Below are 25,994 nucleotides of genomic sequence, written 5' to 3' on the forward strand. Positions count from 1 at the left end.
TGTTCCAGGTGCCGGTTCGGTGGGGCTTCTCGCGCAGTTCCTCGCGCCCCTATCGGGGCGTCTCTTGTGCCAGGCGGGTCAGGGCTGCCAGGGGGACCGGGAGCCAGTCGGGGCGGTGGCGGGCCTCGTACAGGGCCTCGTAGACGGCCTTGTCCGTCTCGTAGGCGCGCAGCAGGACCGGGTCGGTGCGCGGGTCGTCGCCGGTCACCTCCGCGTAACCGGCGCAGTACGCGGACCGGCAGGAGTCCGCCCACGCCGCGTTCCAGGGGCGGGCGCTGCGGGCCGCGTAGTCGAAGGAGCGGAGCATGCCGGCGATGTCCCGGTGCGGGGGGTGCGGCATGCGGCGTTCCGCGAGCGGGCGGGACGGTTCGCCCTCGAAGTCGATGAGCCGCCACGTCCCGTTCGCCTCGCGCAGGCACTGGCCCAGGTGCAGGTCGCCGTGGACGCGCTGGGCGTGCCGGACGCGGCCGTCGGCGGCGAGGTCGTGCAGCGCCGTGAAGGCGGAGCGCAGGCCGGGGACGAGCGGGAGCAGCGCCGGGACCTGCTGGGCCGTCGACTCCAGGCGCCGGATCATCGTCCCGGCGAGCTGTTCCAGCTGTGCGCGGCTGTACGTGACCGTGGGCAGGGCCCGCGCCAGGGCCGTGTGGACCTCCGCCGTGGCGCGGCCCAGCTGCCGTGCCTCCCCGGCGAAGTCCTGCTCGTTGGTGAGGTGCTTCAGGGCCAGGTCCCAGCCGTCGGCCGCACCCTTCAGGAACGGCTGGAGGACGCCGAGGGTCGTGGTCTGCGCCATGTCGCCGGTCCGGGTCTCGAACCAGGCCACCGGCGCGGGCACCCGGTCGCAGCCCGCACGGGCCAGCGCGAGGGGCAGTTCGAGGTCGGGGTTGGTGCCCGCGACGACCCGCCGGAAGAACTTGGCGATGAGCCGGTCCCCGTACACGACCGAGGAGTTGGACTGCTCCGCCTGCAAGGGCCGGGGTGCGAGGCCGCGCGGGACCTCGCCGTGCGGCCCGCGGTGGAAGCTGAGCGCCCCGAGGGCGCCGGGTATCCGGAGCCGTTCGAGGAGCACGGACGCCTGGCGCGGGTCCTGGAGGGCCTCGTAGGCGGTGCGGCCGGCCAGCGGACCGCGGGTGATCGTGCCGATCGCCGCGGGGGCGAGATGCTGAGGCAGCAACTCGGCGGTGCCGATGATGAGTTGGTAGCGGTCTCCGGGGCCGTCGTCGTCGGCGGGCGGCTGATGGGCGCGCACCAGCAGGTGCAGCAGGGCGGAGCCGGGCAGCAGCGGGGTCGCGGAGTCGAGGGTGAAGCCGGTGACGGGCCGGCCCTTGCCCGCGAACCAGCGCTGGCGCGGCAGCCATTCGCGCAAGTGCGGTTCCAGGGAGGCGAGGAGGCCGGAGGGGTTGTCCGCCGCGGCGGCGGTGGGATGGGCGGGAGCGGCGGGCCGGCCAGCGGCTTCCGACATGGCGTCGCGTCCTTTCCCCGGGCCGGGAACGCTCGACGACGGTGTGCGCGGTCCCGGGTGCCGAGATGCTGTCCTGAGCTGGTCCAGAGGGGGACGTGCCGAGTGTGCGTGAACGGTTGCGTGCGCGATCCGCGGCGCGGGCCGGGACGGTACGCGGCGGCGCCTGTTCCGCACGGTATTGGTGGAGAGTGCCCCGGGGGAGGGGACGGAAACCGGGATTGGCGGGTTCTTGGACATTCCCGGTGGCGCGGGGACGGGGCGTACTCACGGGTCACCGGCGCCGGGGCGGCCGGAACGCGTCGACCAGGATGCGCACGATGCGCTCCGCGGCGCGGCGGCGCGCCGGCCGGCGGGACCAGACGGCGGGCAGCAGCACCGAGGCGAGGAGCAGATACGCCGACACGGCGAGGAACAGGGTGAGTCGTCCGGGCACGGGGGCCTCCGGGAGCTGGGGTCGGGAAGGTGACGGGCTCCACGGTCACAGGGCGCGGCCCGGAGCGCCGGGGACACCGAAGTACGCCGAACCGAGGGCAAAGCGCGCAGGTCGCCGCCTAGGCTTCGCACTGCGCGCCGAAGCGGACGGAAGCGGCGAGAGGGAGCGGGGCGGTGCCACACGACGGACGGGACGGGCCGGTGCCCGAGTTCTGCGCTCAACTGCGCACCCTGGTGAGGGAGTCGGGACTCCAGCAGCGCCAGGTCGCCGCACGCGTGGGAAAGTCGGAGCCGGCACTCTCCGACCTGCTGCGCGGCCGCGTCGCCCGCCCGCCGGCCTGGGACGACGTACGGGGCATCGTCGCGTGCTGCGCCGCGGCCCGCGGACTGGACCGCCAGGCGTGCGCGGTCGAGGTGACCGCCTGGCGGCACCGGCACGGGCAACTCCTCAAGGTGTACGACGCGGTGCGCAGGCTCGACCCGCCGCCCGCCCCGGAATCCGGTGCCGGTTCCGCTGCCGCACCGGGTCCCGTGGCCCGCTTCCGCGTCGATTCCCGGTCCGTCCCGACGGCGTCCGAGACCGACTGGGTCCCGTGCCTGCATCTGCTGGTCACCGCGGGCGACTATCCGGTGCGCCCGCTCGACCTGCTCGACGCGGAGGACGACGGGACCTTCCTGCGGGAACTGCGGGAGATGTGCCATCAGGTGCTCGACGGGTTCGCCGAGCGGGTGCGGGACGCCGACCGGCTGGCCCGCACGGTGGTCTGCCACGCCGTCCTCGCCCTGACGCCGCTGACCGCGCTGCTCGACGTCCACCTCGACGGCCCGGACCCGGATCCCGGCGCGGTCCTGAACCACGTGGAGCGCCGGCGCCGCACCGTGGACGACTTCGTCCGGGAGGCGACCTTCGGGGCAGCCGTGGGCGACGCCCACCTGCCGCCCGAGCAGGCCCGTCTCGCGGCGCGGTGGCGCCGGGTCCTGACCGACGTGCTGCCCGCCCTCGATCTGTCCGCGACGGCCCGCGCGCTGGCGGCCCACGAGCGCCGACTGGCGGCACGCGAACCCGAGTTGTCGCTGCTCACCGAGGAGTGGGAGGAGGTCTCCCCGGCGACCGGGACCGCGCTCGACGGACTCGCCGTGGCCCTCTCCTCGCCGGGCGCGAGCCCTCCGTACGCCTCCGACGCCGCCCGGACCCTGGCCGCCGGACCCGCCAGGGAACTGCACCGCCCCCTGGTCGCGGGCGTCGAGAGCGCGGACGGCGCCGAAGGGGGCGACCGTGCCGCGGCGAGGCTGGTCATCCCGCCGCTCGGCGCCGGATACGTCGACCCCGCCGCCCGCTGGGCCGTTCTGCACGACGACGCCACGCCCTACGCCGAGATGTGGTGGTCCGCCCAGTCGGACGCCGTACCGCTGGGGACGCGGCTCGCCGCCCACTTCGGCTCGCTGTCCGCGCTCCAGGTGCCGCTGCTCGTCCTCGGCCACCCCGGTGTCGGCAAGTCGCTGCTCACGCGGGTCGTCATGGCACGGCTGCCCGCCACCGACTTCCTGCCGGTCCGGGTGGAGCTGCGGTCCGTCGCGGCGGACGCGCCGGTGCAGCGGCAGATCGAGGAGGCGCTCCGGGAGACGCTCGGTGAGCGCACCGGCTGGCCCGAGCTGGTGCGCGGCGCGCCCGGCCGGATCCCGGTGGTGCTGCTCGACGGCTTCGACGAGCTGGTGCAGGCGGCGGAGACGGACTACTGGGGCTACCTCCGCCAGGTCGCCGAGTTCCAGGAGCGCGAGGCGGCGGCGGGCCGCCCGGTGGCGGTCGTCGTCACCAGCAGGACCGTGGTCATGCACCGCGTGCAGATCCCCGAAGGCACCCGGGCGCTGTGTCTCGAACCCTTCGACGAGGAGCGCAGGAAGCGCTGGCTCAGGGCATGGAACGCCGCGAACCGCGGCTACTTCAAGGCCACCGGACTGCGGCCCCTCAAGCCGGCGGCCCTCGCGGGCCGACTCGAACTCGCCGCCCAGCCACTGCTGTTGCTGCTCCTGGCGCTGTACGACTCGGTGGACAACGGACTGGCCCGCGCCCAGGAGAGCCGGGCCAGCGGGGCGGAGCTGTTCGAGCGGCTGCTCCTCGGATTCCTGCGGCGGCAGGTCCGCAAGCGGCACACCCGCGAGCAGGAGCCCGGCGTGGTGTCCGGTGAGGCGGAGCGGGAGATGGCACGGCTCGGCGTCGTGGCGCTCGCCATGTTCAACCGCGGGCAGCAGAGCGTCGGCGCCGACCAGGTGGAGGAGGACGCGCGGGCGCTGCTCGGCCCCAACGGCGACCACGGCGTCTGGGCCGACGACCGCGCCTTCGGCCGGTTCTTCTTCATCCACGAGGCTCAGGCGTGCGTCGGCGGACGGCGCCGGCGCACCTACGAGTTCCTGCACGCCACCTTCAGCGAGTACCTGGTGGCCCGGAGCGTATGGCGGAGCCTGCTGGCCGCCGCCGCGCCACCGGCGCCGGACGCCGGGCGGCCCCCGCTCCCCGTGGACCTGCTCTCCTTCGCCCAGCTCACCGACCGGGCCCAGGTCGTCGAGCGGCTCGGCGAGATGGCGGTGGCGACCGGCCCCGCCGAACTGCGCGCCCTGGTCGACGCGATCCCCCGGCTGCTCGACGCGGCGCTCCACGACACCCTGCCGTGCGCGCGACCGGCCTACGCGCCCAAGCCCGTACCCCCGCTGACCCGGCTCGCCCACTACACGGCCAACCTCGTGCTGCTCCACACCCTGATCGCCCCCGGGACCGCCGTCTCGTCCCTGCTGCGCACCTGGGATGCGCCCGCCTCCTGGCGCCGCCTGACCGGCCTGTGGGAGTCGCAGCTCGACCACAAGTCCTGGGACGACCTGACCCGGCACCTCGTGGCGCACCGCACCTGGCACCGCCCGCCCGAGACCCCCGAGGAGCCCGTGCGCGACCTGCGGCTGTGGTGGGCCGGGGACGAGGAGGCGGCCCGGCTCGGCACGGCGGGGCCCGAGTGGTTCGCGCCGGAGATGCGCGACAACGGCGCCGCCGGTGAAGGCCTCGCCCGGCGCTCCGCCTTCGGCGGCGGCCTCGACCACCAGCTGCTGCTGCGCGGCGACGGGGCCATGCCCTACCGGGTCGGCCGGGTGTGGGAGGTGGGGGCGCGGCACGTGGCAGGCTCGGGGCAGAGCCGCGAACCCGGAGAGCGCATGCTCGCCGCGCTCGTGGCGCTCATGACCCCCGGCCACCTGGCGGCCGAGGAGAGCCGGACGGCCCCGCACACCGCGTGCCTCCAGGCGCTGAACACCTCGGCGGCGTCCCGGGCGACCCAGCACCTGGTCCTGTGGGCCGTGGCGGCGGCGCTGGTCCGCGACCTGCCCTGGGTGGAGACCCGGGAGGCGTGCGCCCGGATCCAGGACACCGTGCGGTGGGGCGACCGGCTGCGGGCCGGGGACGAGGTGCGCGCCACCCTGGCCTGGGCGGTGCGCGAACTGCGCTGCCGCGCCGATCTGCCGCAGCAGGAAGCCGTCTACCTGGACGGGCTGGCGGAGCGCCTTCCGCGCACCGCCGGCCGCGCCCCTCAGGAGGACGGCGTCACATCCCGTCCTTCCGCAACCTGAACCAGTAGAACCCGTGCCCCGCCAGCGTCAGCAGGTACGGCAGCTCCCCGATCGCCGGGAACCGCACCCCGCCGATCAGCTCCACCGGGTGCCGGCCGCTGAACGACTGGAGGTCCAGCTCCGTCGGCTGGGCGAAGCGGGAGAAGTTGTGGACGCACAGCACCAGATCGTCCCCGTCCTCCCTGGTCGAGGGCAGCTCGCGCAGGAACGCGATCACCGCCGGGTTCGACGACGGCAGCTCGGTGTACGAGCCGAGGCCGAACGCCGGGTTCTGTTTGCGGATCTCGATCATCCGGCGCGTCCAGTGCAGCAGCGACGAGGGCGACGACATCGACGCCTCGACGTTGGTGACCTGGTACCCGTAGACCGGGTCCATGATCGTGGGCAGGAACAGCCGCCCCGGGTCACTGGACGAGAAGCCCGCGTTGCGGTCCGGGGTCCACTGCATCGGTGTGCGGACGGCGTCGCGGTCGCCGAGCCAGATGTTGTCGCCCATGCCGATCTCGTCGCCGTAGTAGAGGATCGGTGATCCGGGCAGTGAGAGCAGCAGGGCGGTGAAGAGTTCGATCTGGTTGCGGTCGTTGTCGAGGAGTGGGGCCAGGCGGCGGCGGATGCCGATGTTGGCCCGCATCCGTGGGTCCTTGGCGTACTCCGCGTACATGTAGTCGCGTTCCTCGTCGGTGACCATCTCCAGGGTCAGCTCGTCGTGGTTGCGCAGGAAGATGCCCCATTGGCAGCCCGACGGGATCGCGGGGGTCTTGGCGAGGATCTCCGAGACGGGGTAGCGCGATTCGCGGCGCACGGCCATGAAGATGCGGGGCATGACGGGGAAGTGGAAGGCCATGTGGCATTCGTCGCCGCCGCTCTGGAACTCGCCGAAGTAGTCGACGACGTCCTCGGGCCACTGGTTGGCCTCGGCGAGGATGACGACGTCGGGGTACTGGGCGTCGATCTCCTTGCGGACCCGTTTGAGGAACCGGTGGGTGGCGGGCAGGTTCTCGCAGTTGGTGCCCTCCTCGGCGTAGAGGTAGGGGACGGCGTCGAGGCGGAAGCCGTCGATGCCCAGGTCGAGCCAGAACCGCAGGGCGGCCAGGATCTCCTCCTGCACGGCCGGGTTCTCGTAGTTGAGGTCGGGCTGGTGGGAGAAGAAGCGGTGCCAGAAGTACTGCTTGCGTACCGGGTCGAAGGTCCAGTTGGAGGCCTCGGTGTCGACGAAGATGATCCGGGCGTCCTGGTACTGCTTGTCGTCGTCGGCCCAGACGTAGTAGTCGCCGTAGGGGCCCTCGGGGTCCGAGCGGGACTGCTGGAACCACTCGTGCTGATCGCTGGTGTGGTTCATCACGAAGTCGATGATCACCCGCATACCGCGCTGGTGCGCGGCGTCCACGAACTCCACGAAGTCGGCGAGGTCGCCGAACTCGGGGAGCACCGAGGTGTAGTCCGAGACGTCGTAACCGCCGTCACGGAGCGGGGACTTGAAGAAGGGGGGCAGCCAGAGGCAGTCCACCCCCAGCCACTGGAGATAGTCCAGCTTCGCCGTGATGCCCTTGAGGTCGCCGACGCCGTCGCCGTTGCTGTCCTGGAAGGAGCGGACCAGGACCTCGTAGAAGACGGCACGCTTGAACCAATCGGGGTCCCGGTCCTTCTGCGGAGTGTCCTCGAAGGTGTCCGGGACGGGCTCATTCATGATCATGGTGTGGGTGACCCTCCGAATTCCTCTTCCAGAGAATTCATCGCGGCGTGGACGGTCGCAGGACGGTGAGGATGTGCGCGGGCGAACGGCCCGGCTCGAGGCGCACGTAGTTCGCCCTGCCCCAGTGGTAACTGTCGCCGGTGAGCTCGTCGCGCACCGCAAGGGACTCGTGCCAGCCGAGCCCCAGTTGTGGCATGTCCAACGAGACCGTCGCCTCCTGGGTGTGGTGCGGGTCGAGGTTGACGACGACCAGAACCGTGTTCGAGCCACTGCGCTTGGAGTACACGATCACCTCGTCCTTGTCGGCGTGGTGGAAGTGCACGTCGCGCAGCTGCCGTAGTGCCGGACTGCGACGCCGGACGTCGTTGAGCGCGGTCAGCAGCGGAGCGATCGTCCGCCCTTCACGCGCCGCCGACTCCCAGTCCCGCGGCCGTAGTTCGTACTTCTCGGAGTGCAGATACTCCTCGCTGCCGGGGCGCAGCGGAGTGTTTTCGCACAGCTCGTATCCGCTGTAGACACCCCAGGCGGGCGAGAGCGTCGCGGCCAGCACCGCGCGCAGTTCGAAGGCGGGACGGCCTCCGTGCTGGAGAAACTCATGCAGGATGTCCGGCGTGTTGGTGAAGAAGTTCGGCCGCATGCAGGCCGCTTTCTCGCCCGCCAACTCCTCGATGTACTCGGTGAGTTCCTGCTTCGAATTGCGCCAGGTGAAGTATGTGTACGACTGCTGGAAGCCGATCTCGGCGAGCGTGCGCATCATCGCGGGGCGGGTGAACGCCTCCGCCAGAAAGATGACATCGGGGTCGCTCCGGTTGATGTCCGCGATGACGTGCTCCCAGAACGCGACCGGTTTGGTGTGCGGATTGTCGACCCGGAAGATGCGGACTCCGTGCGCCATCCAGTGCCGCAGGACGCGGGTGGTCTCCGCGATCAGGCCGGGCAGGTCCGCGTCGAAGGCGATGGGGTAGATGTCCTGGTACTTCTTCGGCGGGTTCTCGGCGTACGCGATCGTGCCGTCGGGGCGGTGGTGGAACCACTCCGGGTACTTGTCCACCCAGGGGTGGTCGGGGGAGCACTGGAGCGCGAAGTCCAGGGCCACCTCCAGGTCCAGCTCCCGCGCCTGCGCGACGAACCGGTCGAAGTCGTCCAGCGTGCCGAGGTCCGGGTGGATCGAGTCGTGGCCGCCGTCCGGCGAACCGATCGCCCAGGGCACGCCGACGTCGTGGGGGCCCGGGGAGAGGGAGTTGTCGGGGCCCTTGCGGAAGGTGGTGCCGATGGGGTGGACGGGCGGCAGATAGACGACGTCGAAGCCCATCTCCGCGATGGCCGGCAGGCGGCGCGCGGCGGTGGCGAAGGTGCCGCTCACGGGCGGCTTGCCGGGTTCGACGACCGCGCCCTCGGAGCGCGGGAAGAACTCGTACCAGGAGCCGTACAGCGCCCGTTCCCGCTCCACGAGCAGCGGCAACTCCGGTCCTCTGGTCAGCAGTTCGCGCAGGGGATGGTCGGCCAGTACGTCGTCCACGTCCGGGGTGAGGGCGGCGGCGAGGCGGGCCGCGGCAGGGCGGGCGGTGTCGCGCAGCGCGGCGACGGCCGCCAGGACGGGCGCGCGCCGCGGCTCGGGGACGCCGGGGGCGGCGCGCTCGTACAGCGCCGCGCCCTCCTCCAGTACGAGTTCGGTGTCGATGCCCGCGGGGACCTTGATCCGGGCCGTGTGCCGCCAGGTCGTCACGGGGTCGCCCCACGCCTCGACGCGGAACGTCCAGGAGCCCGTCGCGGTGGCGGCCACCTCGGCGCCCCAGCGGTCGGTGCCCGGGGCCAGTTCGCGCATCGGCGTCCACGGCCCCTCCTGCCCGTCCGGGCCGCGCAGTACGACATTGGCGGCGACCGCGTCGTGCCCCTCGCGGAACACGGTGGCCGTCACCAGAAAGGTTTCGCCGACCACGGACTTGGCGGGGCGGGCGCCGCCGGCGATCAGCGGGCGGACGTCACGGATGGGTATGCGACCCGTGGTGACCTGCACCGGAGCCGCCTCGGATGCCTTCTCGACACCGGGATCCAACGGGACGGCAGCCGCCGGGATGGTCGCTTCCGGGGTGGACTTCTTGGCCGCGGGCTTCTTCGCCGGAGCCTTCTTCTGCGTGGTTTTCTTCCGCGCGGGTGCCTTCGTGGCCGCCGTCGTCTTCTTGGCCGCCGTCGCCTTCTTCGCGGGCTTCTTCCGAGGTGGAGCCTGTGGCTCCGGTGATGGGTGCGGTGGGGCCTGCAGTTCAGGCCGTGACTGTTCGGGATTCGGTTGGGGGGCCGGGCGCTTTGCGGGCATGACCGCTCCTGTCCGCGGGGGATTCGGGGGGTTGCGGAGGCGCACTTCTAGTCAGAGGGCCGTGCGGGGTACCGGGGGAGCCTTCCACGGCCGATGGGTGGGCAATCCGGTGCTTTGTTAACTACTCGCGCGTAAGAGCACACACAAGACCGGTCCCGCCGGGAGCGACGGGACCGGTTCATGAACTCACCTTTCGCCTACGTGTGGTTGACCTGCAACAGCCTGTTCGGTGAGCCGGGTCCCGCGCCGGTCACCCGGCCCGGAACGGCCTCTTCGACGAGCGCCTTGCTCACTTCCGCGGGTGTCGCCCACGCGTGATCGGCGAGATACAGCGCGGCGGCGCCCGCGGCGTGCGGAGACGCCATGGACGTACCGGAGTAGGTGGCTTTCCCTGTGTCGCTCGCGAACGACGCGGACGTGATGTCGACGCCGGGCGCGAACAGGTCTACTCGAGTACCCCAGTTCGAGAAACTCGCACGCGCGTCTTTCCGATTCGTCGCACCGACCGTGATCGCCTCCTTGACCCGGGCGGGGGAGTACAGGCTCGCCGGCAGCCCGTCGTTGCCCGCCGCGACGGTGTAGGTGACACCCGAGGCGATGGAGTTGCGGACTGCCTGGTCGAGTTGGGCATTGGCGTAGCCGCCCAGACTCAGATTGGCGACAGCCGGCTTCGTCGCATGCTTGGTCACCCAGTCGATACCTGCGATGACCTGGGCCGTCGTCCCGGATCCCGAGTCGTCGAGCACACGTACGGCGACCACGTTAGCCTTCTTCGCGATGCCGTACTTCGTGCCCGCGACGGTTCCGGCCACGTGGGTTCCGTGCCCGTTCCCGTCCTGCGCGACGGCGTCGTTGTCGACGAAGTCCCAGCCGGAACTCGCCCGTCCGCCGAAGTCCTTGTGCGTCCTGCGGATGCCCGTGTCGATCACGTACACCGTCACGCCAGCGCCCGCCGACTCCGGCCAGGTGTAGGACTTGTCGAGCGGCAGATCCTTCTGGTCGACGCGGTCCAGGCCCCACGAGGGCGGGTTCTCCTGGGTGTGGTCGGTGTGGTCGTAAGTGACGGCGGTGTCCTGCACGACGGAGGCGACGTCCGGGTCGGCCGCCAGCCGCTCGGCCCGCGCCGCGTCGGCCCGCACCGCGTACCCGTTGAGCGCGTTGCTGTAGGTGTGGCGTATTTTCGCCCCGTATTTCGTGGCAAGGTCCTTGCCCGCCTCGGACGGGGCGCGTGTTCCCCCCTTCAGCGTCACGATGTAGCTGCCCGCCACGGCGCCGGGCTCCCCGGCGCCCTGTATCCGTCCCTGTACGGGGGCGGCCTGGGCGGGCAGCGTGATGGCCGAAAGCGCCGCGACTGCCGCGAGCACGGTGAGCCCACCGGCTCCGCGCAGCCTTCGCTTCCGCCTCCCTGGCACGATCACTGCCATGTGTGAGTTCCCCTCCTCAACCCGGCGCGGAATCACGCCAGTTGGCAGCCTCTCGTGCGGTGTGAAGCACCACAAGGCCGTACGAGGTGGTGGAATCGGCCATATCGCCCGTGGGGGGTGCGAGGGGCCGTGCGGGGTGCGGCGAAATCCGGCCGACCGGCACGCGCGAACCGTCTGCGGCAGGATGGCCGCATGTCCATCATTCACCGCACCACCCTCACGCCCACCAAGCTCGAACTGCTCAGTGACTGGCTTCCCGAACAGCCCTGGTACCGGGGTGCGGGCACTCCCGAACTCGCCAAGTCCGGCGGCTTCCGCCTCGACGACCCGACCGGGGAGGTCGGCATCGAGTTCCTCGCGGCCACCGACACCTCGGGGCCCGAGCCGGTGACGTACCACGTGCCGATGACCTACCGCGGCGCGCCGCTGCCGGACGCCGACGGCTCGCTGATCGGCACCCTCGTGCACGGTGTGCTCGGCGAGCGCTGGGTGTACGACGGATCCCGGGACCCGGTGCTCGTCGAGCAGCTGGCCGCGCTGATCGCGGGCGACGTGCCCGCGCACGCGCAGAGCGTCGACGGCGCCCTCGACCCCACCGTGCACGCCGCCCCCGGCGACGGGCGGCCGGAGATCGTGCGCGTACTGGAGCCCGGCTCCACCACCCCGGGTGGTGTCACCGCCGAATGGGAGACGCCGGACGGGAACCGGGTGCGCGGCGTCTTCGCCGTCGTCCGCGCCGGCTGACCGGCGCCCCGCCGACGGGCCGCCCGGACGGGATGCCGGACACCGCCGAGGGCGCGGTGTCCGACATCGTGCCCACGTCAGCGACGGCTCGTTGAGGGTGACGTGACGTCACGCCGAGCGGGGGAGAAGCAGGGATGAGTTCACGGATGCCAGCACGCACGGACCTGACCGCACGCGACACCGGACGCCCGGCCCGGCCCGGACGCGGATGGCGGCGGGCCGCCCTCGGCGCGGCCGCCCTCCTGTCGACGGCCGGCGCGCTCGCCGCGGGCACCGCGCCCGCCCAGGCCTACAGCCCCGATCCGAAGGTCGGCGCCGTCTACCGGTCCACGTCCACCTGCCCGTGCCACGGCGGCGCGCTCACCGACCCGTACGGCGGCACCACCTTCGCGCGCGACCCGGGCGGCTACGCGGTCAAACTGGAGCTGACCCAGGGGAGTTCGTTCGTCGGCAAGGTCGAGTTCCACCCGAAGGACGAGACGCTCCGGGTGTACGACACGAAGAACGACAGCGACACCTTCTACGTGCACATCGCCTACGTCTCGGGCCGCACCACCCACGATCTCGGCACCTACACGGCACCCGGCACCGCCGCCGTCGTCGACCGCATGACCAAGGACTTCGACATCCCCGAGGGCGCCGGAGTCGACATCTCCGTCTACGACGACGCCCGCCTCACCGACTACATCGGCGGGGCCCGCGGCACCGGCGGAGCCGTCGCCTGACCAAGGTCGGATTCCGGGCGCCCCGCTGTGCGCCGTGGCTAGCGGCGTGGGCGCGCACTACCTTCAGAGGCTCGGGCCGCACGATGCCGTGCCGGCCCGGCCCGCTGTGTCCCCGCATACTTGTCGAGGTGATCACGTGAAGGCCATCCGTCGATTCACCGTACGTCCGGTCCTGCCCGAACCCCTCGCTCCCTTGCACGAGTTGGCCCGCAACCTGCGCTGGTCCTGGCATCCGGGAACCCGCGATCTGTTCGCCCTGGTCGATCCGGCGCGCTGGGCCGCGTCCGACGGCGACCCCATGCGGCTGCTCGGTGACGTGCCGCCCTCGCGGCTCGCCCGGCTCGCCTCCGACGAGGCCTTCCTGGCCCGGCTGAGCGAGGTCGCCGACGATCTGCGCGGCTATCTCCAGGACGACCGCTGGTACCAGAGCAGCAGCGGCGGCCCGGCGCGGCTGCCGTCCTGCATCGCCTATTTCTCGCCGGAGTTCGGCATCACCGCCGCGCTGCCGCAGTACTCGGGCGGTCTCGGCATCCTCGCCGGTGACCACCTCAAGGCCGCGAGCGACCTCGGGGTCCCGCTCGTCGGCGTAGGACTGCTCTACCGGCACGGGTACTTCCGGCAGTCGCTGTCCCGGGACGGCTGGCAGCAGGAGACCTATCCGGTCACCGACCCCAACGAGCTGCCGCTGTCCCTGCTGCGCGAGCCCGACGGCACCCCCGCGCACATCAGCCTCGCCCTGCCCGGCGGGCGCAGTCTGCTGGCGCGGATCTGGCAGGCCCAGGTCGGGCGCGTGCCGCTGCTCCTGCTCGACTCCGACGTGGAGCAGAACGACGTCCACGAACGCGAGGTGACCGACCGGCTCTACGGCGGCGGCAGCGAGCACCGGCTCCTCCAGGAGATGCTGCTCGGCATCGGCGGGGTGCGCGCGGTGCGCACGTACTGCCGGCTGACCGGGCACGCGCCGCCCGAGGTCTTCCACACCAACGAGGGCCACGCGGGCTTCCTCGGCGTGGAGCGCATCGCCGAACTCGCCTCCGAGGGGCTCGACTTCGACGCCGCGACCGAGGCGGTGCGGGCCGGCACCGTCTTCACCACGCACACCCCGGTCCCGGCCGGCATCGACCGCTTCGACCGCGAGCTCGTCGCCCGGCACTTCGGCGACGGCGCCGAACTCCCCGCGGTCGACGTGGAACGCATCCTCGGCCTCGGCATGGAGACCTACCCGGGCGGCGACCCGAACGTCTTCAACATGGCCGTGATGGGGCTCCGGCTCGCCCAGCGCGCCAACGGCGTCTCGACGCTGCACGGCCATGTCAGCCGGGAGATGTTCTCCGGGCTGTGGCCGGGCTTCGACCCGGAGGAGGTCCCGATCACCTCGGTGACGAACGGGGTGCACGCCCCGACCTGGGTCGCCCCCGAGGTCTTCCGGCTCGGCGCCCGCCAGATCGGCGAGCGGCGCACCGAGGACGCCCTGTCGGTCGGCGGCTCCGACCGCTGGGACGCCGTCGGCGACATCGCGGACCGGGACATCTGGGAGCTGCGCAGGTCGCTGCGGTCCCAGCTGGTGGACGAGGTGCGCGAACGGCTCGCCGCGTCCTGGCGGCAGCGCGGCGCCGGTTCGGCCGAACTCGGCTGGATCGACGGCGTCCTCGACCCGGACGTCCTCACCATCGGGTTCGCGCGCCGCGTCCCCTCGTACAAGCGGCTCACCCTGATGCTGCGCGACCCGGACCGGCTGATGCGGCTGCTCCTCGACGAGGAACGCCCCGTCCAGATCGTCGTCGCGGGCAAGGCGCACCCGGCCGACGACGGCGGCAAACGCCTTGTCCAGGAACTGGTCCGGTTCACCGACGACCCGCGCGTGCGGCACCGCATCGTGTTCCTGCCCGACTACGGCATGGCGATGGCGCAGAAGCTCTACCCCGGCTGCGACATCTGGCTCAACAACCCGCTGCGTCCCCTGGAGGCGTGCGGGACCTCCGGCATGAAGGCGGCGCTGAACGGCTGCCTCAACCTCTCGGTCCTGGACGGCTGGTGGGACGAGTGGTTCGAGCCGGACTTCGGCTGGGCGATCCCCACCGCCGACGGCACCGCCACCGACGAGCACCGCCGCGACGAGCTGGAGGCGAACGCCCTCTACGAGCTCCTGGAGAACCGGGTGGCCCCCCGCTTCTACGAGCGCGGCCCCGAGGACCTGCCCGACCGCTGGATCGAGATGGTCCGCCAGACCCTCACCCACCTCGGCCCCAAGGTGCTGGCGGGCCGCATGGTCCGCGAGTACGTGGAGAAGCTGTACGCGCCCGCCGCCCGCGCCGACCGGGCGCTCACCCCGGCCGCGGCCCGGGAGCTGGCCGCCTGGAAGTCCCGGGTCCGCGCCGCCTGGCCGCACGTCGCCGTCGACCATGTGGAGGCGTCGACGACCTCGGCCGAACTGGGCGCCACCCTCGCGCTCCACGTCCGCGTCGCCCTCGGCGACCTCGGGCCCGACGATGTCGAGGTGCAGGTCGTCGCCGGCTGCGTCGACGCAGAGGACAGCATCGCGGAGGCGGCGACCGCGCCGCTGAAGCCGGTCGCGGGCCCGGACGACGACGGCCGCTGGTCCTACGAGGGACCCCTCTCCCTCGACCGCACCGGCCCCTACGGCTACACGGTCCGTATCCTCCCGGTCCACCGCCTCCTCGCCGCGCCGGCGGAGACGGGCCTGGTGACGGTGCCGTCGCAGGCGCTGGGTGAGGGGGCCGGGGTGCTGATGCGCTGAGGACACGAGTGAGGGGCGGCACCTTCCGGTGCCGCCCCTCGACCGTTACCGCCAGGGCTCTACTTGACGTTCACGCCCGCCCAGGCCGCGTCCACGGCCTTGTACTCGGCCGAGTCCGCGCCGTACAGGTCCTTCGCCGCGCTCAGCGTGCCGGTGCGCGCCGCCGCGTAGTTGGTGCTCGACGTGAAGTACGTCGTCAGCGCCTTGAACCAGATCTGCTCGGCCTTGTCGCGGCCGATGCCGGTGACCGTCGAGCCGTCGGAGGTCGGCGAGTCGTAGTCGACGCCGTTGATCGTCTTCTTGCCGCTGCCCTCGCTGAGCAGGTAGAAGAAGTGGTTCGCGATGCCGGACGAGTAGTGCACGTCGACGTTGCCCGCGCCGGACTTCCAGGCGTCGAGCGAGGCGCCGTCCTTGCTGGGCTTGTCCATGTAGCGCAGCGGGGAGCCGTCGCCGTTGATGTCGATCTTCTCGCCGATGAGGTAGTCGCCGACGTCCTCGCTGTTGTTCGCGTAGAACTCCACCGAGGTGCCGAAGATGTCGGACGTGGCCTCGTTCAGGCCGCCGGACTCACCGCTGTAGATCAGGCCGGCGGTGGCCGCGGTGACGCCGTGGCTCATCTCGTGCGCGGCCACGTCGAGGGCGGTGAGCGGGTTCTTGTTGCCCTCGCCGTCGCCGTACGTCATGCAGAAGCAGCTGTCGTCCCAGAACGCGTTGACGTACGCGTTGCCGTAGTGGACGCGGGAGTAGGCGCCCTTGCCGTCGCCGTTGATGCCGCTGCGGCCGAAGACTTCCTTGTAGTAGTCCCAGGTCTCCTGGGCACCGTAGGCCGCGTCGACACCGGCCGTCGCCGGGTCGTTGACCGTGCCGTCGCCCCACTTGTCGTCGGCGTCGGTGAACAGCGTGCCCTTGCCGGACGAGCCGTTCTTCAGGTCGTACGTGGAGTGCCCGCCGCGGGTGCCGTCCGTCAGCGCGTACGACGAGCCCGACTGGGTCGTGCCGATCTCGACGCTGCCGCTGTACTCGGACTCGCCGGTACCGGTCTTGATCTCGTCGAACTGGGTGATCTTCTTGCCGGACGCGGCGTCCGTGACCACGTGCAGCCGGCTCGGCGTGCCGTCCTTCTTGGTGGACTTCACGACCTTCTCGTACGCGAGTCTGGGCGTGCCGGTCGCCGCCCAGACGATCCTCCGGGCGCCGGACGGGGCCGCCGAGAGCGAGGCGCCGGTGGTCGCCACGTCAATCGACTTCGACGTCGCCCTGGTCACGCCCTCGCGCTTGCCGGACTTCGACTCGTGGACGACGAGGTCGCCGCCGAGGACCGGGAGGCCGTCGTAGGTGCGCTCGTAGCGGGTGTGCGTGGCGCCGTCGCGGTCCTTGACCACGTCACGGACGACCAGCTTCTCCTTCGAGCCGAGCTTCAGCTCCTTGGCCGTGTCGGCGGTCTGCGCGCTCGCGTCCTTGATCAGGTCGGCCCGGGCGTTCGCGCTGAGAGCCAGTGGGGTGGCTCCGGGCGCGGAGGTCTGGGCGGCGGCGCCGGTGGCGGTGAACGTCCCGGCGAGCAGGGCGCCGGCGGCGACGGCCGTGGCGATGGACAGAGTGGTGCGACGGGATATGTGGGGAGTCACGAAGAAAGCTCCTCGAGTGAAGTGGGGGGATGAGCTTTGCCGTGCGGGTGGTGCGGGGATGACTCTGACAGTTGAGTACTGCACGTGTCATGTACGCGATCGCAGGTTGGCCGGAATTCGTCCGTTGAGCGATAACTGACGTACGGATTGCGAACACAACATGAACAGGCGCGCCGCACCGGGGAGTTGAACCTCCGGTACGACGCGCCCAGCTGGTGCGGTGGTGCTTACGGGAACGTCAGCTTGAAGCTGTTGATGTAACCCGTGTCCTGCGCGCCGAGGTCCTGGACCTTCAGCTTCCAGACGCCGTTCGCGGTCTCCGTGGAGGCGTTGACCGTGTAGGTGGCCTGAATGTTGGGGGTCGGGTCGTAGACCGACGAGTGCAGCCGGTACGCCTTCCCGCTCGGGCCGATCAGGTCGACCTGGAGGTCACCGCTCCAGGTGTGCACGATGTCCACGCCCACCGAGAGGTTCGTCGGCGCGTTGCCGGTGACGCCGGAGACGGTCACGGACGAGGTCACCGCGGCACCCGGGTAGTCCGGCACGGTCACGTCGGTGTCGTTGGTGAACGTCTTGCCGCCGGGGTTGCCGCCGCCGCCGGAGCGGGCGCCCACGTTGATCGCGGCGAACGCGTCCTGGACCGCCTTGTACTCGGCCGACGTCGTCCCGTACAGCTCACCGGCCGCCGCCAGCGCGCCGGTGCGGGCACCCGCGTAGTTGGTCGTCGAGGTGAACTTGGTGGTCAGCGCCTTGAACCAGATCAGCGCGGCCTTGTCGCGGCCGATGCCGGTGACGGGCAGGCCGTCGGAGGTCGGCGAGTTGTAGGTGACCCCGTTGACGGTCTTCGTCCCGCTGCCCTCGCTGAGCAGGTAGAAGAAGTGGTTGGCCGGGCCGGACGAGTAGTGCACGTCGACCGAGCCGATGCCCGAGTACCAGGAGTCCTTGGACGCGCCGTCCTTGCTCGGCTTGTCCATGTAGCGCAGCGGGGTGCCGTCGCCGTTGATGTTGATCTTCTCGCCGACGAGGTAGTCGCCGAGGTCCGAGGAGTTGCCGGCGTAGAACTCGACGGCCGCCGCGAAGATGTCGGAGGTCGCCTCGTTCAGGCCGCCGGACTCACCGCTGTAGTTCAGCCCCGCGGTGTTGGAGGTGACGCCGTGCGTCATCTCGTGCGCGGCCACGTCGATCGACGTCAGCGGGTGGGTGTTGCTGGTGCCGTCGCCGTACGTCATGCAGAAGCAGCTGTCGTCCCAGAACGCGTTGACGTACGCGTTGCCGTAGTGGACCCGGCTGTACGCGCCGACGCCGTCGCCGCGGATGCCCGTCCTGCCCTGGACGTTCTTGTAGTAGTCCCAGGTCAGCGCGGCACCGTAGTGCGCGTCGGCCGCGGCCGTCTCGGTGTTGGTCGCGGCGCCGTTGCCCCACACGTCGTCGCTGCCCGAGTACAGGGTGCCGGTGCCGGACGTGCCGCGGTTCAGGTTGTACGTCTTGTGGCCGCCGCGCCCGGTGTCGTTGAGGGTGTACGTCGAGCCCGACTGCGACGTGCCGAGGGTGACGGTGCCGCTGTACTGGGTGTTGCCCGTGCCCGTCTCGATCGCCTGCCACTCGTGCAGCTTCTTGCCGGTGGTGGCGTCGGTGATGACGTGGAGGGCGTTCGGGGTGCCGTCCTCCTGGAGCCCGCCGACCACGGTCTCGTACGCGAGGGTGGGCTGCCCCTTCTTCGCTCCCTGGCCGAGCCAGACCACCTTGCGCGGCGCCTTGTCGGCCTCGGTCTTCTTCGAACCGTCGGCCTTCGCGAGGGTGAGGGCCTGCGCCTCGGCGGTGGACGCCTTCACGTCCGCCGTCGTGTCCACGCCCTTGAGCCGGGCCTTCGACGCCTTCGTCACGCTCTTCTCGGCACCGGACTTGGCGGTGTCGACGATCAGGTCGCCGCCGAGGACCGGCAGTCCGGCGTAGGTGCGCTCGTAACGGGTGTGCGTGGTCCCGTCCTTGTCCTGGAGCACGTCACGCACGACGAGCTTCTCCGAGCTGCCGAGCCCGAGGGTCTTCGCGGTGGCGGCCTTGTCGGCGTTCGCCTCGCGCAGCAGCTCGGCCCGCTTGGCGGGGGAGAGCTTCGCGGGCAGCGCGCCCGGGTGGGCGCCGCGGGCGGCGTTCGCCGTGATCCCGGCCGCGGCCGATGCGGTGCTCTGGTTCGCGTCGGCGGAGGCCGGTCCGGACTGGACGGCGACGGCCAGCAGCGCGGCGACGGCGCCGGCGGCGGCTGCCGCGGTGGCGCGGCGTCTGTGGGAGGTGGAAGAGCTTCTCAACGCTGAACTCCTTCTGCGTGGCCGCGGATTGCGCGGCCAGTGGGGTTCGGGCGGCGGGTGGCCGTCCGGGCAGAACGCAGTGCAGGCGGTGCGGGTGGAGCGCATGGAGCAGGTGAAGCGGCCGGAGCGCCCGGATGCTGTGAGGCAGTTGTGCGGCGGCCGATGGGAAGAGTGGCAGCAGCAAGCGCAGCCTGTCAGGAGCGCATCAAGAGGTTGGCCGGATTTGGTCCGGTGGGCGGATGAGGCCGTCCGTTATACGGAGTGCGGGGCGGGGGTGAAGAGAGGGTGAATTTGCGGTCCGTACCTGTCCGGGAGCCCGCCGTCGCGCCCCTGGCGGGCCGTCACCGCTGAGGCCCGGAGCGGCCGGCCGCCGCGCACGCGGCTCGACGACCGGCCGAAGGTTTCGTTCCGCTTCGCTTTCGCGGTGATCACGCCGCCGGTTCCCGGCGCCGGGACCGTCCGGCGGGCGGAATCGGGCCGTGGCTGCTTTTCGTCCTGGAGGTGTGTCGCGCGGGCCGCTCAGCCCACCAGCGACTCCCGCCAGGCCCGGTGCAGACCGGCGAAGACCCCGCTGCCGCCGATCAGTTCGGCCGGCGATCCGTCCTCCACGACCCGGCCGTGCTCCATCACCAGCACCCGGTCGGCGATCTCCACCGTGGACAGCCGGTGCGCGATGACCACGGCCGTCCGGCCGCGCAGCACGGTCCGCATCGCGCGCTGCACCGCCCGCTCCCCGGGAATGTCCAGGGAGCTCGTCGCCTCGTCGAGGATCAGCACCGCCGGGTCCGCGAGCAGCGCCCGCGCGAACGCCACCAACTGGCGCTGCCCCGCCGAGATCCGCCCGCCGCGCTTGCGCACATCGGTGTCGTACCCGTCGGGCAGCGCGACGATGAAGTCGTGCGCGCCGATCGCCTTCGCGGCCTGCTCGATCTCCTCCCGGCTCGCCTCCGGCCGCCCGATCGCGATGTTCTCGGCGACGGTCCCGGAGAACAGGAACGCCTCCTGCGTCACCATCACCACACCCCGCCGCAGCTCGGCCGTGGACAGTTCCCGCAGGTCGACGCCGTCGAGCAGGACCCGCCCGTGCGAGGGGTCGTAGAAGCGCGAGAGGAGCTTCGCCAGCGTCGACTTGCCCGCGCCCGTCGAACCGACGACGGCCACCGTCTGCCCGGCGGGCAGCGTCAGGTCGAAGCGGGGCAGCACCTCGCCGCCGGTCCGGTACCCGAACGACACGTCGTCGAAGACCACCTCGCGGCCCGGCTGTCCGTCGGTCGCGGCGGGCAGCTCGCGCGGCGCCTCCGGCTCCGGCACCGACGGCGTCTGCGCGAGCAGCCCCGCGATCTTCTTCAGCGACGCGGCGGCACTCTCGTACGAGTTGAGGAACATCGCGAGCCGGTCGATGGGGTCGTACAGGCGCCGGATGAACAGCACCGCCGCGGCCAGCACGCCCAGCTCCAGCGTGCCGCCGGCCACCCGGTACGCGCCCCACAGCACCATGCCCGCCACCGCCGTGTTCGCGATCAGGCGGGAGCCGACGACATAGCGGGCCATCTCGAGGAGCGCCGTGCCGTTGGCCCGCTCGTGGCGGCGGTTCAGCTCGGCGAAGTGCGCGTCGTTCGCCGACTCGCGGCGGAACGCCCGCACCGGCCGGATCCCGTTCATCGTCTCCACGAACTTCACGATGACCGTCGCGATCGCCGACGACCGCTCCCCGTACGCCCTCGCGGCCCGCCGCCGGTACGCCCGGATCAGCACGTACAGCGGCACGAACGACGCCGCGGCCACCGCCCCGATGCCCAGATCGAGCCAGAGCAGGCTCACCGTGATGTAGACGGACGCCAGGATGACGTTGACGAGTTCCTGAAGGCCCTCGCTCAGCAGCTCACGCAGCGACTCCACGTCCGTCGTCGCCCGCGAGATGACCCGCCCCGACGTGTACCGGTCGTGGAAGTCGACGCTGAGCGCCTGCGCGTGCCGGAAGATCCGGCCGCGCAGGTCCACCAGCACGCTCTGGCTGACGCGCGCCGACAGCTGGATGTACGCGTACTGGAACGCCGCCGACGCGCACGCCGTCAGCAGGAAGCCGGCGCCGACCGCGATCAGCGGCCCGTAGGAGTGGTCGCGGAACGCCGGCACCGCGCTGTCGATCGCGTACGCCACGATCAGCGGCCCGGACTGCACGGCGCCCTGCTGGAGCAGCAGGGCGAACACCGTCAGCCAGGCCGTACGCCGGTGGGGCGCGAGCAGCGAGCGCAGCAGCGAGCCCGTCGCGCCCTTCGGCGTCGGCAGGTCGTCCTGGTCGTAGGGGTCGCCGGACCTGCCGCGCGGCAACTCCTCGTCCGGTGCGCCGTCCTCGGGGGACGGCGGTCCCGTGGTCACCTGTGCCGTCGTCGTCATGCGCGTGCGGCCTCCCCCGCCTCGGCGGCGTCGTGTGCGTCGTGGTCACCGTCTCCCGACATCAGATGCCGGTACTCCGCGCTGCTCCGCAGCAGCTCCTGGTGCGTGCCGACCGCCGTGATCCGCCCGTCCGAGAGCAGCGCCACCCGGTCCGCGAGCAGCACCGTCGACGGCCGGTGCGCGACCACCAGGGCCGTGCTGTCGGCGAGGACGCGCCGCAGCGCCGCCTCCACCGCGGCCTCCGTGTGCACGTCCAGCGCCGACAACGGGTCGTCCAGGACCAGGAACCGGGGCTCGCCCACGACGGTGCGGGCCAGCGCCAGCCGCTGCCGCTGTCCGCCGGACAGGCTCAGGCCCTGCTCGCCGACCTCCGTGGCCGTGCCCTCCGGCAGCCGCCGCACGAAGTCGGCCTGGGCGACACCGAGCGCCCGCTCCACCTCGTCGGGCGTCGCGTCCGGGGCGCCCATCCGCACGTTCGCCTCCACGGACGCCGAGAACAGCGTGGGCTCCTCGAACGCCACCGACACCAGCGTGCGCAGCTCCTCGCGCGGCATCGCGGTCACGTCCCGCCCGTCCAGCGTGATCCGCCCGGCCGTGACGTCGTACAGGCGTGGCACGAGCGCGGTCAGCGTGGTCTTGCCGCTGCCGGTCGCGCCGACCAGCGCCATCGTCTCGCCGGAGCGGATGTGCAGATCGATCCGGGCCAGCGTCGGCACCGAGTCGGGAGCCGCGTCCGGGTAGCGGAACTCGACGCCCTCGAACCGCAGTCCGCTCCGGGCGCCGTCCCGGCCGCCCGCCCGCGCGGCCTGCTCGTGCACGCGCGGATCCTCCTCGCTCTCGTCCATCACCTCGAAGAAGCGCCGCGTCGCGGTCGCCGCCTCCTGGCTCATCGCGAGCAGGAACCCGATCGACTCGATGGGCCAGCGCAGCGCGAGCGCCGTCGACAGGAACGCCACCAGCGTCCCCGCCGACAGGTCGCCGTCCGCGACCTGCACCGTGCCGAGCACCAGGGCCGTGCCGAGCGCCAGCTCGGGCAGCAGGGTGATGATGCCGAGGATCCCGGCGAGCAGCCGGGCCTTGGTCAGCTCGGTGCCGCGCACGGTCTGCGACAGCTCGCGGAAGGCCCGCGCCTGGCTGCGGTGCCGGCCGAACCCCTTGATGATCCGGATGCCGAGCACCGACTCCTCGACGACCGTCGTCAGATCGCCGACCTGGTCCTGCGCCCGGCGCGAGGCCTCCGCGTACCCGTGCTCGAACCGGTAGCAGACCGCCATCAGCGGCACCGCGGGCGCCAGCAGGACGAGGCCGAGCCCCCAGTCCTGCACGACCAGGACGGCGAGACCGGCCACGATGGTCACCGCGTTGACGATCAGGAACGTCAGCGGGAACGCGAGGAACATCCGCACGACCATGAGGTCCGTCGTGGCACGTGACAGCAGCTGCCCCGACGCCCACTTGTCGTGGAACGCCACCGGCATCCGCTGCAGATGCCCGTACAGATCGGCCCGCATGCCCGCCTCGACCCCGGCGAGCGGCCGCGCCACCAGCCAGCGCCGCAGCCCGAACAGCAGCGCCTCCGCGACACCGAGCGCGAGCAGCACCCCGGCGCCGAGCCACACACCGGACGGGTCCCGGTCGGTCACCGGACCGTCGACGATCCACTTCAGCACGAGCGGGAACACCAGACCGAGACACGACGCGATCACGGCGGTCACGGCGGCCCCGGCCCAGCGCGCCCGCACGGGCCGTACGTACGGCCACAGCCGGGAGAGCGTCCGCACGGCCGACTCCCGCCCGGGCGCGGGCGGTTCGGGCGGTGCGTCGCTCCGGTCAAGATCCGTGGTCGTTGCATCTTCAGTCGTCATCAGAGGTGAGACTACGGTTCACCACTGACAACGCCCACCGAGTTTCGGACTGGATCCCGACGTCTCACAGGCGGTGCACGGTGTGCAGGGTCCGGGCGTAGATCCCGGTGCCGTCGAGCAGCGAGGCGCCGCCCAGGTCCGCCATGGTGGGTCCGTCGCCCGTCTTGCGGCTCGACAGGAAGCGCCGCTTGCCCGCCGCGTCCACGCCGAGGTGGATGCCCACGTGGTCGACCGTGGCCAGGGCCTCGGTGTCATCGCCCGAGTCGGCGTTGAACAGCACCAGATCGCCCGGCTGGAGCTGCGCCGCGGCCGGCGGGCCGGAGCCGTCGGTGCGGTCGACGCGGACGCCGGGCGCGTACTCGGCCATCGCCCGTGACGTGCGGGGGAGCCGGGTGCCCGAGGTGTCCGCGCCCGCCGCCATCGGTACGCCGAGGTGGTGGCCGTACACCATCCTCGTGTAGCCCGAGCAGTCCAGGTTGCCCACCTGCTTGCTGGAGGGCCCCGTGTACGCGCCGTCGGGGAACGTCCAGCCGATGCCCATGTACTCGTGGAAGTCGGCGCCCTCGTAGCGGTAACCGTGCGGGTCCAGGTAGCCGTAGCCGGACTCGCCCAGGACCTGCCGGCCCGCCGTCGGCCCGGCCCCGCCCGTGACCGCGGGCGCGCCCCCGAGGAACATCGCCGCGTACGCCAGCGCGTCGGGGGCCGTGGAACCGGCCCAGGCGCGGACCGTACGCTCCAGGTCGGCGGTCCACGTCCCGTCGAACGGCTCGTCCAGGACCCGCACCCAGGTGTCGTGCGTGACGCTCGGAGGCGTCCGCCAGGCGGCGGCGGTCACCTGGAAGCGGCTGACGGACAGCGTCACCGGCAGGTTGGCGCAGCCGTCGTTGGCCAGCGCCCGCAGGCCCACCCGGCCCGCGCCGAACGTCGCGTCGGTGACGTCGGCCGCCCACGTCGACGGCTCGGCGGCCGACGTGCGCCACGCCTTGGCCCTGATGCGGGTGCCCTCCCGGAGCACCCGGATCGTCCAGTCCGTCCCGGCGGGAACGCCGCTGCCCAGCGTGAGCGCGGCCGTCAACTGTGTGACGACGTCGGCGACTTCCTTCTCCACGCGCAGCTCCACCGCGCCCGAGGTCAGGAACGAGAGGCGGGCCCGGTAGTTGTTGTGCGTGTCCTGGTAGCCGAAGGACACCGCGTACGAACAGGCCTGGCCGGTGGGCACCTTGTCGAAGTGGGCGACGGCCCGCACGTCGACGTCGGTGACGGCGTCGTCGCGCAGACTGGCGTGCCGGCTGGCGTAGTCGGTGCTGAGCCGGATGAGGCCCGCGCCCGGGACGACCGAGTAGTCGTCGGCGCTGTCGGCGGGTCCCAGCGTCGACCAGCTGCCGCCGCCGGGCGAGGTGCCCCAGTACGCCCGGTCCGCCTCGGGCAGCGACGTGTCGGGCAGCGTCCGCTGGAACGTGTCGGCGAAGGGCTTCTTGTCCTCGGTGAAGGTCCGCTCGGGGCCGGGCAGGACCACGGTCCGTGCGCCGTGCGTCAGGAGCGCGACCCGCTTGCCGCCCGAGGTGACCTCGGTGCGCGCGGGAACCCCGTCGTGGACGGTGACCGTGAGTGGGTCGCCGAGGGTCAGCCGCGAGAAGTAGGAGGCGTCGAGCGCGGGCAGCGTCACCGACGAGCGGGGGCCCGAGAGGCTTCCGGCGGCGAGGGGCTCGGCCGCCGGCTCCCCGCCCGTCGCGGCCCGCGCCGCGGTGCCGCCGAATCCGGCGGCCGGCGCGACGACGGACACCCCGAGTGCGGCGAGCAGGCCGCGCCGGGAGGTGTGAGGAGCACGAGTCATGTGCGGTCAGCCCATCTTGCCCAGCTGACGCCGGACCAGGTCGGAGGGGTGGGCGAAGTCGGCGCCGGTCGTCACCGCGGCGAGGTTGACGGCGGGGAAGTAGGCGAGCGTCGAACCCTTGCGGGCGACGACGACCTTCAGCGGGGACGTGGTGCCGCCGGAGTCCACGGACAGGGTCAGGCCCAGCGCCTCGTCGGCGCCCTCCGGCGCGAGCGCCTTCTTCACCTTCACCGTGTGCACCGTCTCGCCGTCCAGGCCGTAGGTGTACCCGTGCGCACACCGGTCCGCCGCCTCGCCGAGATCCGCCATGGCCTGTTCGGCGCCCTTGCCGTCGTAGGCCGCGAGCGTCAGGAACACGGAGGTGATGTCCGGGGCGACGGCGATGTCCTTCTCCGCCTTCTTCCCGTCCTGTTCCTCCGGTGCCTTCTCGTCGCCGATCCACATGCGACGCGTCGTCGCCGCGGGCTTGCCCACCACCGACGCGGCCTGCACGTACGCGAGCGGCGCGCACGACGCGTCGTCGACGTCCACGGCGCCCTGGCGCGCGAAGTCCTTCGGGGAGACCTGGTCGGTGACCGTGCCGTCCTCGACGTCCTTCTGGGCGAGCGCGGCGGCGTCGAGCTGCGGGCTGCTCAGCGTCCGCGCGTCCGTGCCGCCGCCCAGGACGTCCGGGGCGCCGGACGCGGCCGTGCCGGTGTCCTGGGTGGCGGCCGGGTCCGCGTCCTGCTCCGTGGAGCCGGACCCGCAGCCGGTCAGCAGCAGTCCGAGGCCCAGCGCGAGAGCCGGGATGTGACGGTGCAGGCGTGCCATGG

General features: G+C 72.1%; 15 protein-coding genes. 4 read left to right on the top strand and 11 right to left on the bottom strand.

The window, feature by feature from the left end:
• Positions 1-49: 49 nt before the first annotated feature.
• Together ABII15_RS26625 and ABII15_RS26630 are read right to left on the bottom strand one after the other, a co-directional pair.
• A complete protein-coding gene (locus ABII15_RS26625; protein ID WP_353944802.1) occupies positions 50-1,459 on the bottom strand; it encodes a maltokinase in 1,410 nt (469 codons plus the stop codon).
• Between the two features lie 271 nt (positions 1,460-1,730).
• Positions 1,731-1,892: a hypothetical protein gene (locus ABII15_RS26630; protein WP_353944803.1), complete on the bottom strand. Its 162-nt coding sequence runs from the start codon at positions 1,890-1,892 to the stop codon at positions 1,731-1,733.
• Positions 1,893-2,065: 173 nt separating this feature from the next.
• Between ABII15_RS26630 and ABII15_RS26635 the strand changes: the two genes are divergently transcribed.
• Positions 2,066-5,500 (top strand): helix-turn-helix domain-containing protein, encoded by a 3,435-nt coding sequence (locus ABII15_RS26635; protein WP_353944804.1) that lies wholly within the window; start codon positions 2,066-2,068, stop codon positions 5,498-5,500.
• Here the strand turns inward: ABII15_RS26635 and treS are convergent.
• The 3 genes from treS to ABII15_RS26650 all read right to left on the bottom strand — a co-directional run bounded on the left by treS (position 5,475) and on the right by ABII15_RS26650 (position 10,931).
• Entirely contained in the window at positions 5,475-7,193 is a 1,719-nt protein-coding gene (gene treS / locus ABII15_RS26640; protein WP_353944805.1) for a maltose alpha-D-glucosyltransferase, read from the bottom strand. The genes ABII15_RS26635 and treS overlap by 26 nt on opposite strands.
• A gap of 37 nt (positions 7,194-7,230) precedes the next feature.
• Positions 7,231-9,507, bottom strand: a complete 2,277-nt coding sequence (locus ABII15_RS26645; RefSeq protein ID WP_353944806.1) for a maltotransferase domain-containing protein — start codon at positions 9,505-9,507, stop codon at positions 7,231-7,233.
• 197 nt (positions 9,508-9,704) lie between these two features.
• Positions 9,705-10,931: a S8 family peptidase gene (locus tag ABII15_RS26650; protein WP_353944807.1), complete on the bottom strand. Its 1,227-nt coding sequence runs from the start codon at positions 10,929-10,931 to the stop codon at positions 9,705-9,707.
• A gap of 192 nt (positions 10,932-11,123) precedes the next feature.
• On the opposite strand from ABII15_RS26650, the gene ABII15_RS26655 reads away from it, so the two are divergent.
• The 3 genes from ABII15_RS26655 to glgP all read left to right on the top strand — a co-directional run bounded on the left by ABII15_RS26655 (position 11,124) and on the right by glgP (position 15,158).
• Positions 11,124-11,675, top strand: coding sequence for a 1,4-alpha-glucan branching protein (locus ABII15_RS26655; protein ID WP_353944808.1), 552 nt, complete (start codon positions 11,124-11,126; stop codon positions 11,673-11,675).
• 146 nt (positions 11,676-11,821) lie between these two features.
• Positions 11,822-12,400: a hypothetical protein gene (locus ABII15_RS26660; RefSeq protein WP_353944809.1), complete on the top strand. Its 579-nt coding sequence runs from the start codon at positions 11,822-11,824 to the stop codon at positions 12,398-12,400.
• 136 nt (positions 12,401-12,536) lie between these two features.
• The gene (glgP, locus tag ABII15_RS26665; RefSeq protein WP_353944810.1) at positions 12,537-15,158 is read left to right on the top strand and encodes an alpha-glucan family phosphorylase; all 2,622 of its coding nucleotides are present in this window, start codon (positions 12,537-12,539) and stop codon (positions 15,156-15,158) included.
• A 59-nt stretch (positions 15,159-15,217) separates the two neighbouring features.
• On the opposite strand, the gene ABII15_RS26670 is transcribed toward glgP, so the two are convergent.
• The 6 genes from ABII15_RS26670 to ABII15_RS26695 all read right to left on the bottom strand — a co-directional run bounded on the left by ABII15_RS26670 (position 15,218) and on the right by ABII15_RS26695 (position 25,992).
• Positions 15,218-16,783: a M4 family metallopeptidase gene (locus ABII15_RS26670; protein WP_353944811.1), complete on the bottom strand. Its 1,566-nt coding sequence runs from the start codon at positions 16,781-16,783 to the stop codon at positions 15,218-15,220.
• A gap of 227 nt (positions 16,784-17,010) precedes the next feature.
• The gene (locus ABII15_RS26675; RefSeq protein ID WP_353944812.1) at positions 17,011-19,086 is read right to left on the bottom strand and encodes a M4 family metallopeptidase; all 2,076 of its coding nucleotides are present in this window, start codon (positions 19,084-19,086) and stop codon (positions 17,011-17,013) included.
• Between the two features lie 519 nt (positions 19,087-19,605).
• Positions 19,606-21,483, bottom strand: coding sequence for an ABC transporter ATP-binding protein (locus ABII15_RS26680; protein WP_353944813.1), 1,878 nt, complete (start codon positions 21,481-21,483; stop codon positions 19,606-19,608).
• A complete protein-coding gene (locus ABII15_RS26685) occupies positions 21,480-23,348 on the bottom strand; it encodes an ABC transporter ATP-binding protein (RefSeq protein ID WP_353944814.1) in 1,869 nt (622 codons plus the stop codon). Before ABII15_RS26685 ends, ABII15_RS26680 begins: the two co-directional genes overlap by 4 nt.
• A gap of 64 nt (positions 23,349-23,412) precedes the next feature.
• On the bottom strand, positions 23,413-25,182 hold the full coding sequence (locus ABII15_RS26690) for an NlpC/P60 family protein (RefSeq protein WP_353944815.1): 1,770 nt from the start codon (positions 25,180-25,182) through the stop codon (positions 23,413-23,415).
• A gap of 6 nt (positions 25,183-25,188) precedes the next feature.
• Entirely contained in the window at positions 25,189-25,992 is an 804-nt protein-coding gene (locus ABII15_RS26695) for a hypothetical protein (RefSeq protein ID WP_353944816.1), read from the bottom strand.
• Between the last annotated feature and the right edge of the window lie 2 nt (positions 25,993-25,994).

Source organism: Streptomyces sp. HUAS MG91 (genome assembly GCF_040529335.1).
Lineage (GTDB): Bacteria > Actinomycetota > Actinomycetes > Streptomycetales > Streptomycetaceae > Streptomyces > Streptomyces tabacisoli.

What these genes read in the sequence shown, in the direction of transcription:
- ABII15_RS26625 (WP_353944802.1), bottom strand. Translation starts at nt 1,459, where the DNA reads ATGTCGGAAGCCGCTGGCCGGCCCGCCGCTCCCGCCCATCCCACCGCC.
- treS (WP_353944805.1), bottom strand. Translation starts at nt 7,193, where the DNA reads ATGATCATGAATGAGCCCGTCCCGGACACCTTCGAGGACACTCCGCAG.
- ABII15_RS26645 (WP_353944806.1), bottom strand. Translation starts at nt 9,507, where the DNA reads ATGCCCGCAAAGCGCCCGGCCCCCCAACCGAATCCCGAACAGTCACGG.
- ABII15_RS26650 (WP_353944807.1), bottom strand. Translation starts at nt 10,931, where the DNA reads ATGGCAGTGATCGTGCCAGGGAGGCGGAAGCGAAGGCTGCGCGGAGCC.
- ABII15_RS26655 (WP_353944808.1), top strand. Translation starts at nt 11,124, where the DNA reads ATGTCCATCATTCACCGCACCACCCTCACGCCCACCAAGCTCGAACTG.
- ABII15_RS26660 (WP_353944809.1), top strand. Translation starts at nt 11,822, where the DNA reads ATGCCAGCACGCACGGACCTGACCGCACGCGACACCGGACGCCCGGCC.
- ABII15_RS26680 (WP_353944813.1), bottom strand. Translation starts at nt 21,483, where the DNA reads ATGACGACGACGGCACAGGTGACCACGGGACCGCCGTCCCCCGAGGAC.
- ABII15_RS26685 (WP_353944814.1), bottom strand. Translation starts at nt 23,348, where the DNA reads ATGACGACTGAAGATGCAACGACCACGGATCTTGACCGGAGCGACGCA.
- ABII15_RS26690 (WP_353944815.1), bottom strand. Translation starts at nt 25,182, where the DNA reads ATGACTCGTGCTCCTCACACCTCCCGGCGCGGCCTGCTCGCCGCACTC.
- ABII15_RS26695 (WP_353944816.1), bottom strand. Translation starts at nt 25,992, where the DNA reads ATGGCACGCCTGCACCGTCACATCCCGGCTCTCGCGCTGGGCCTCGGA.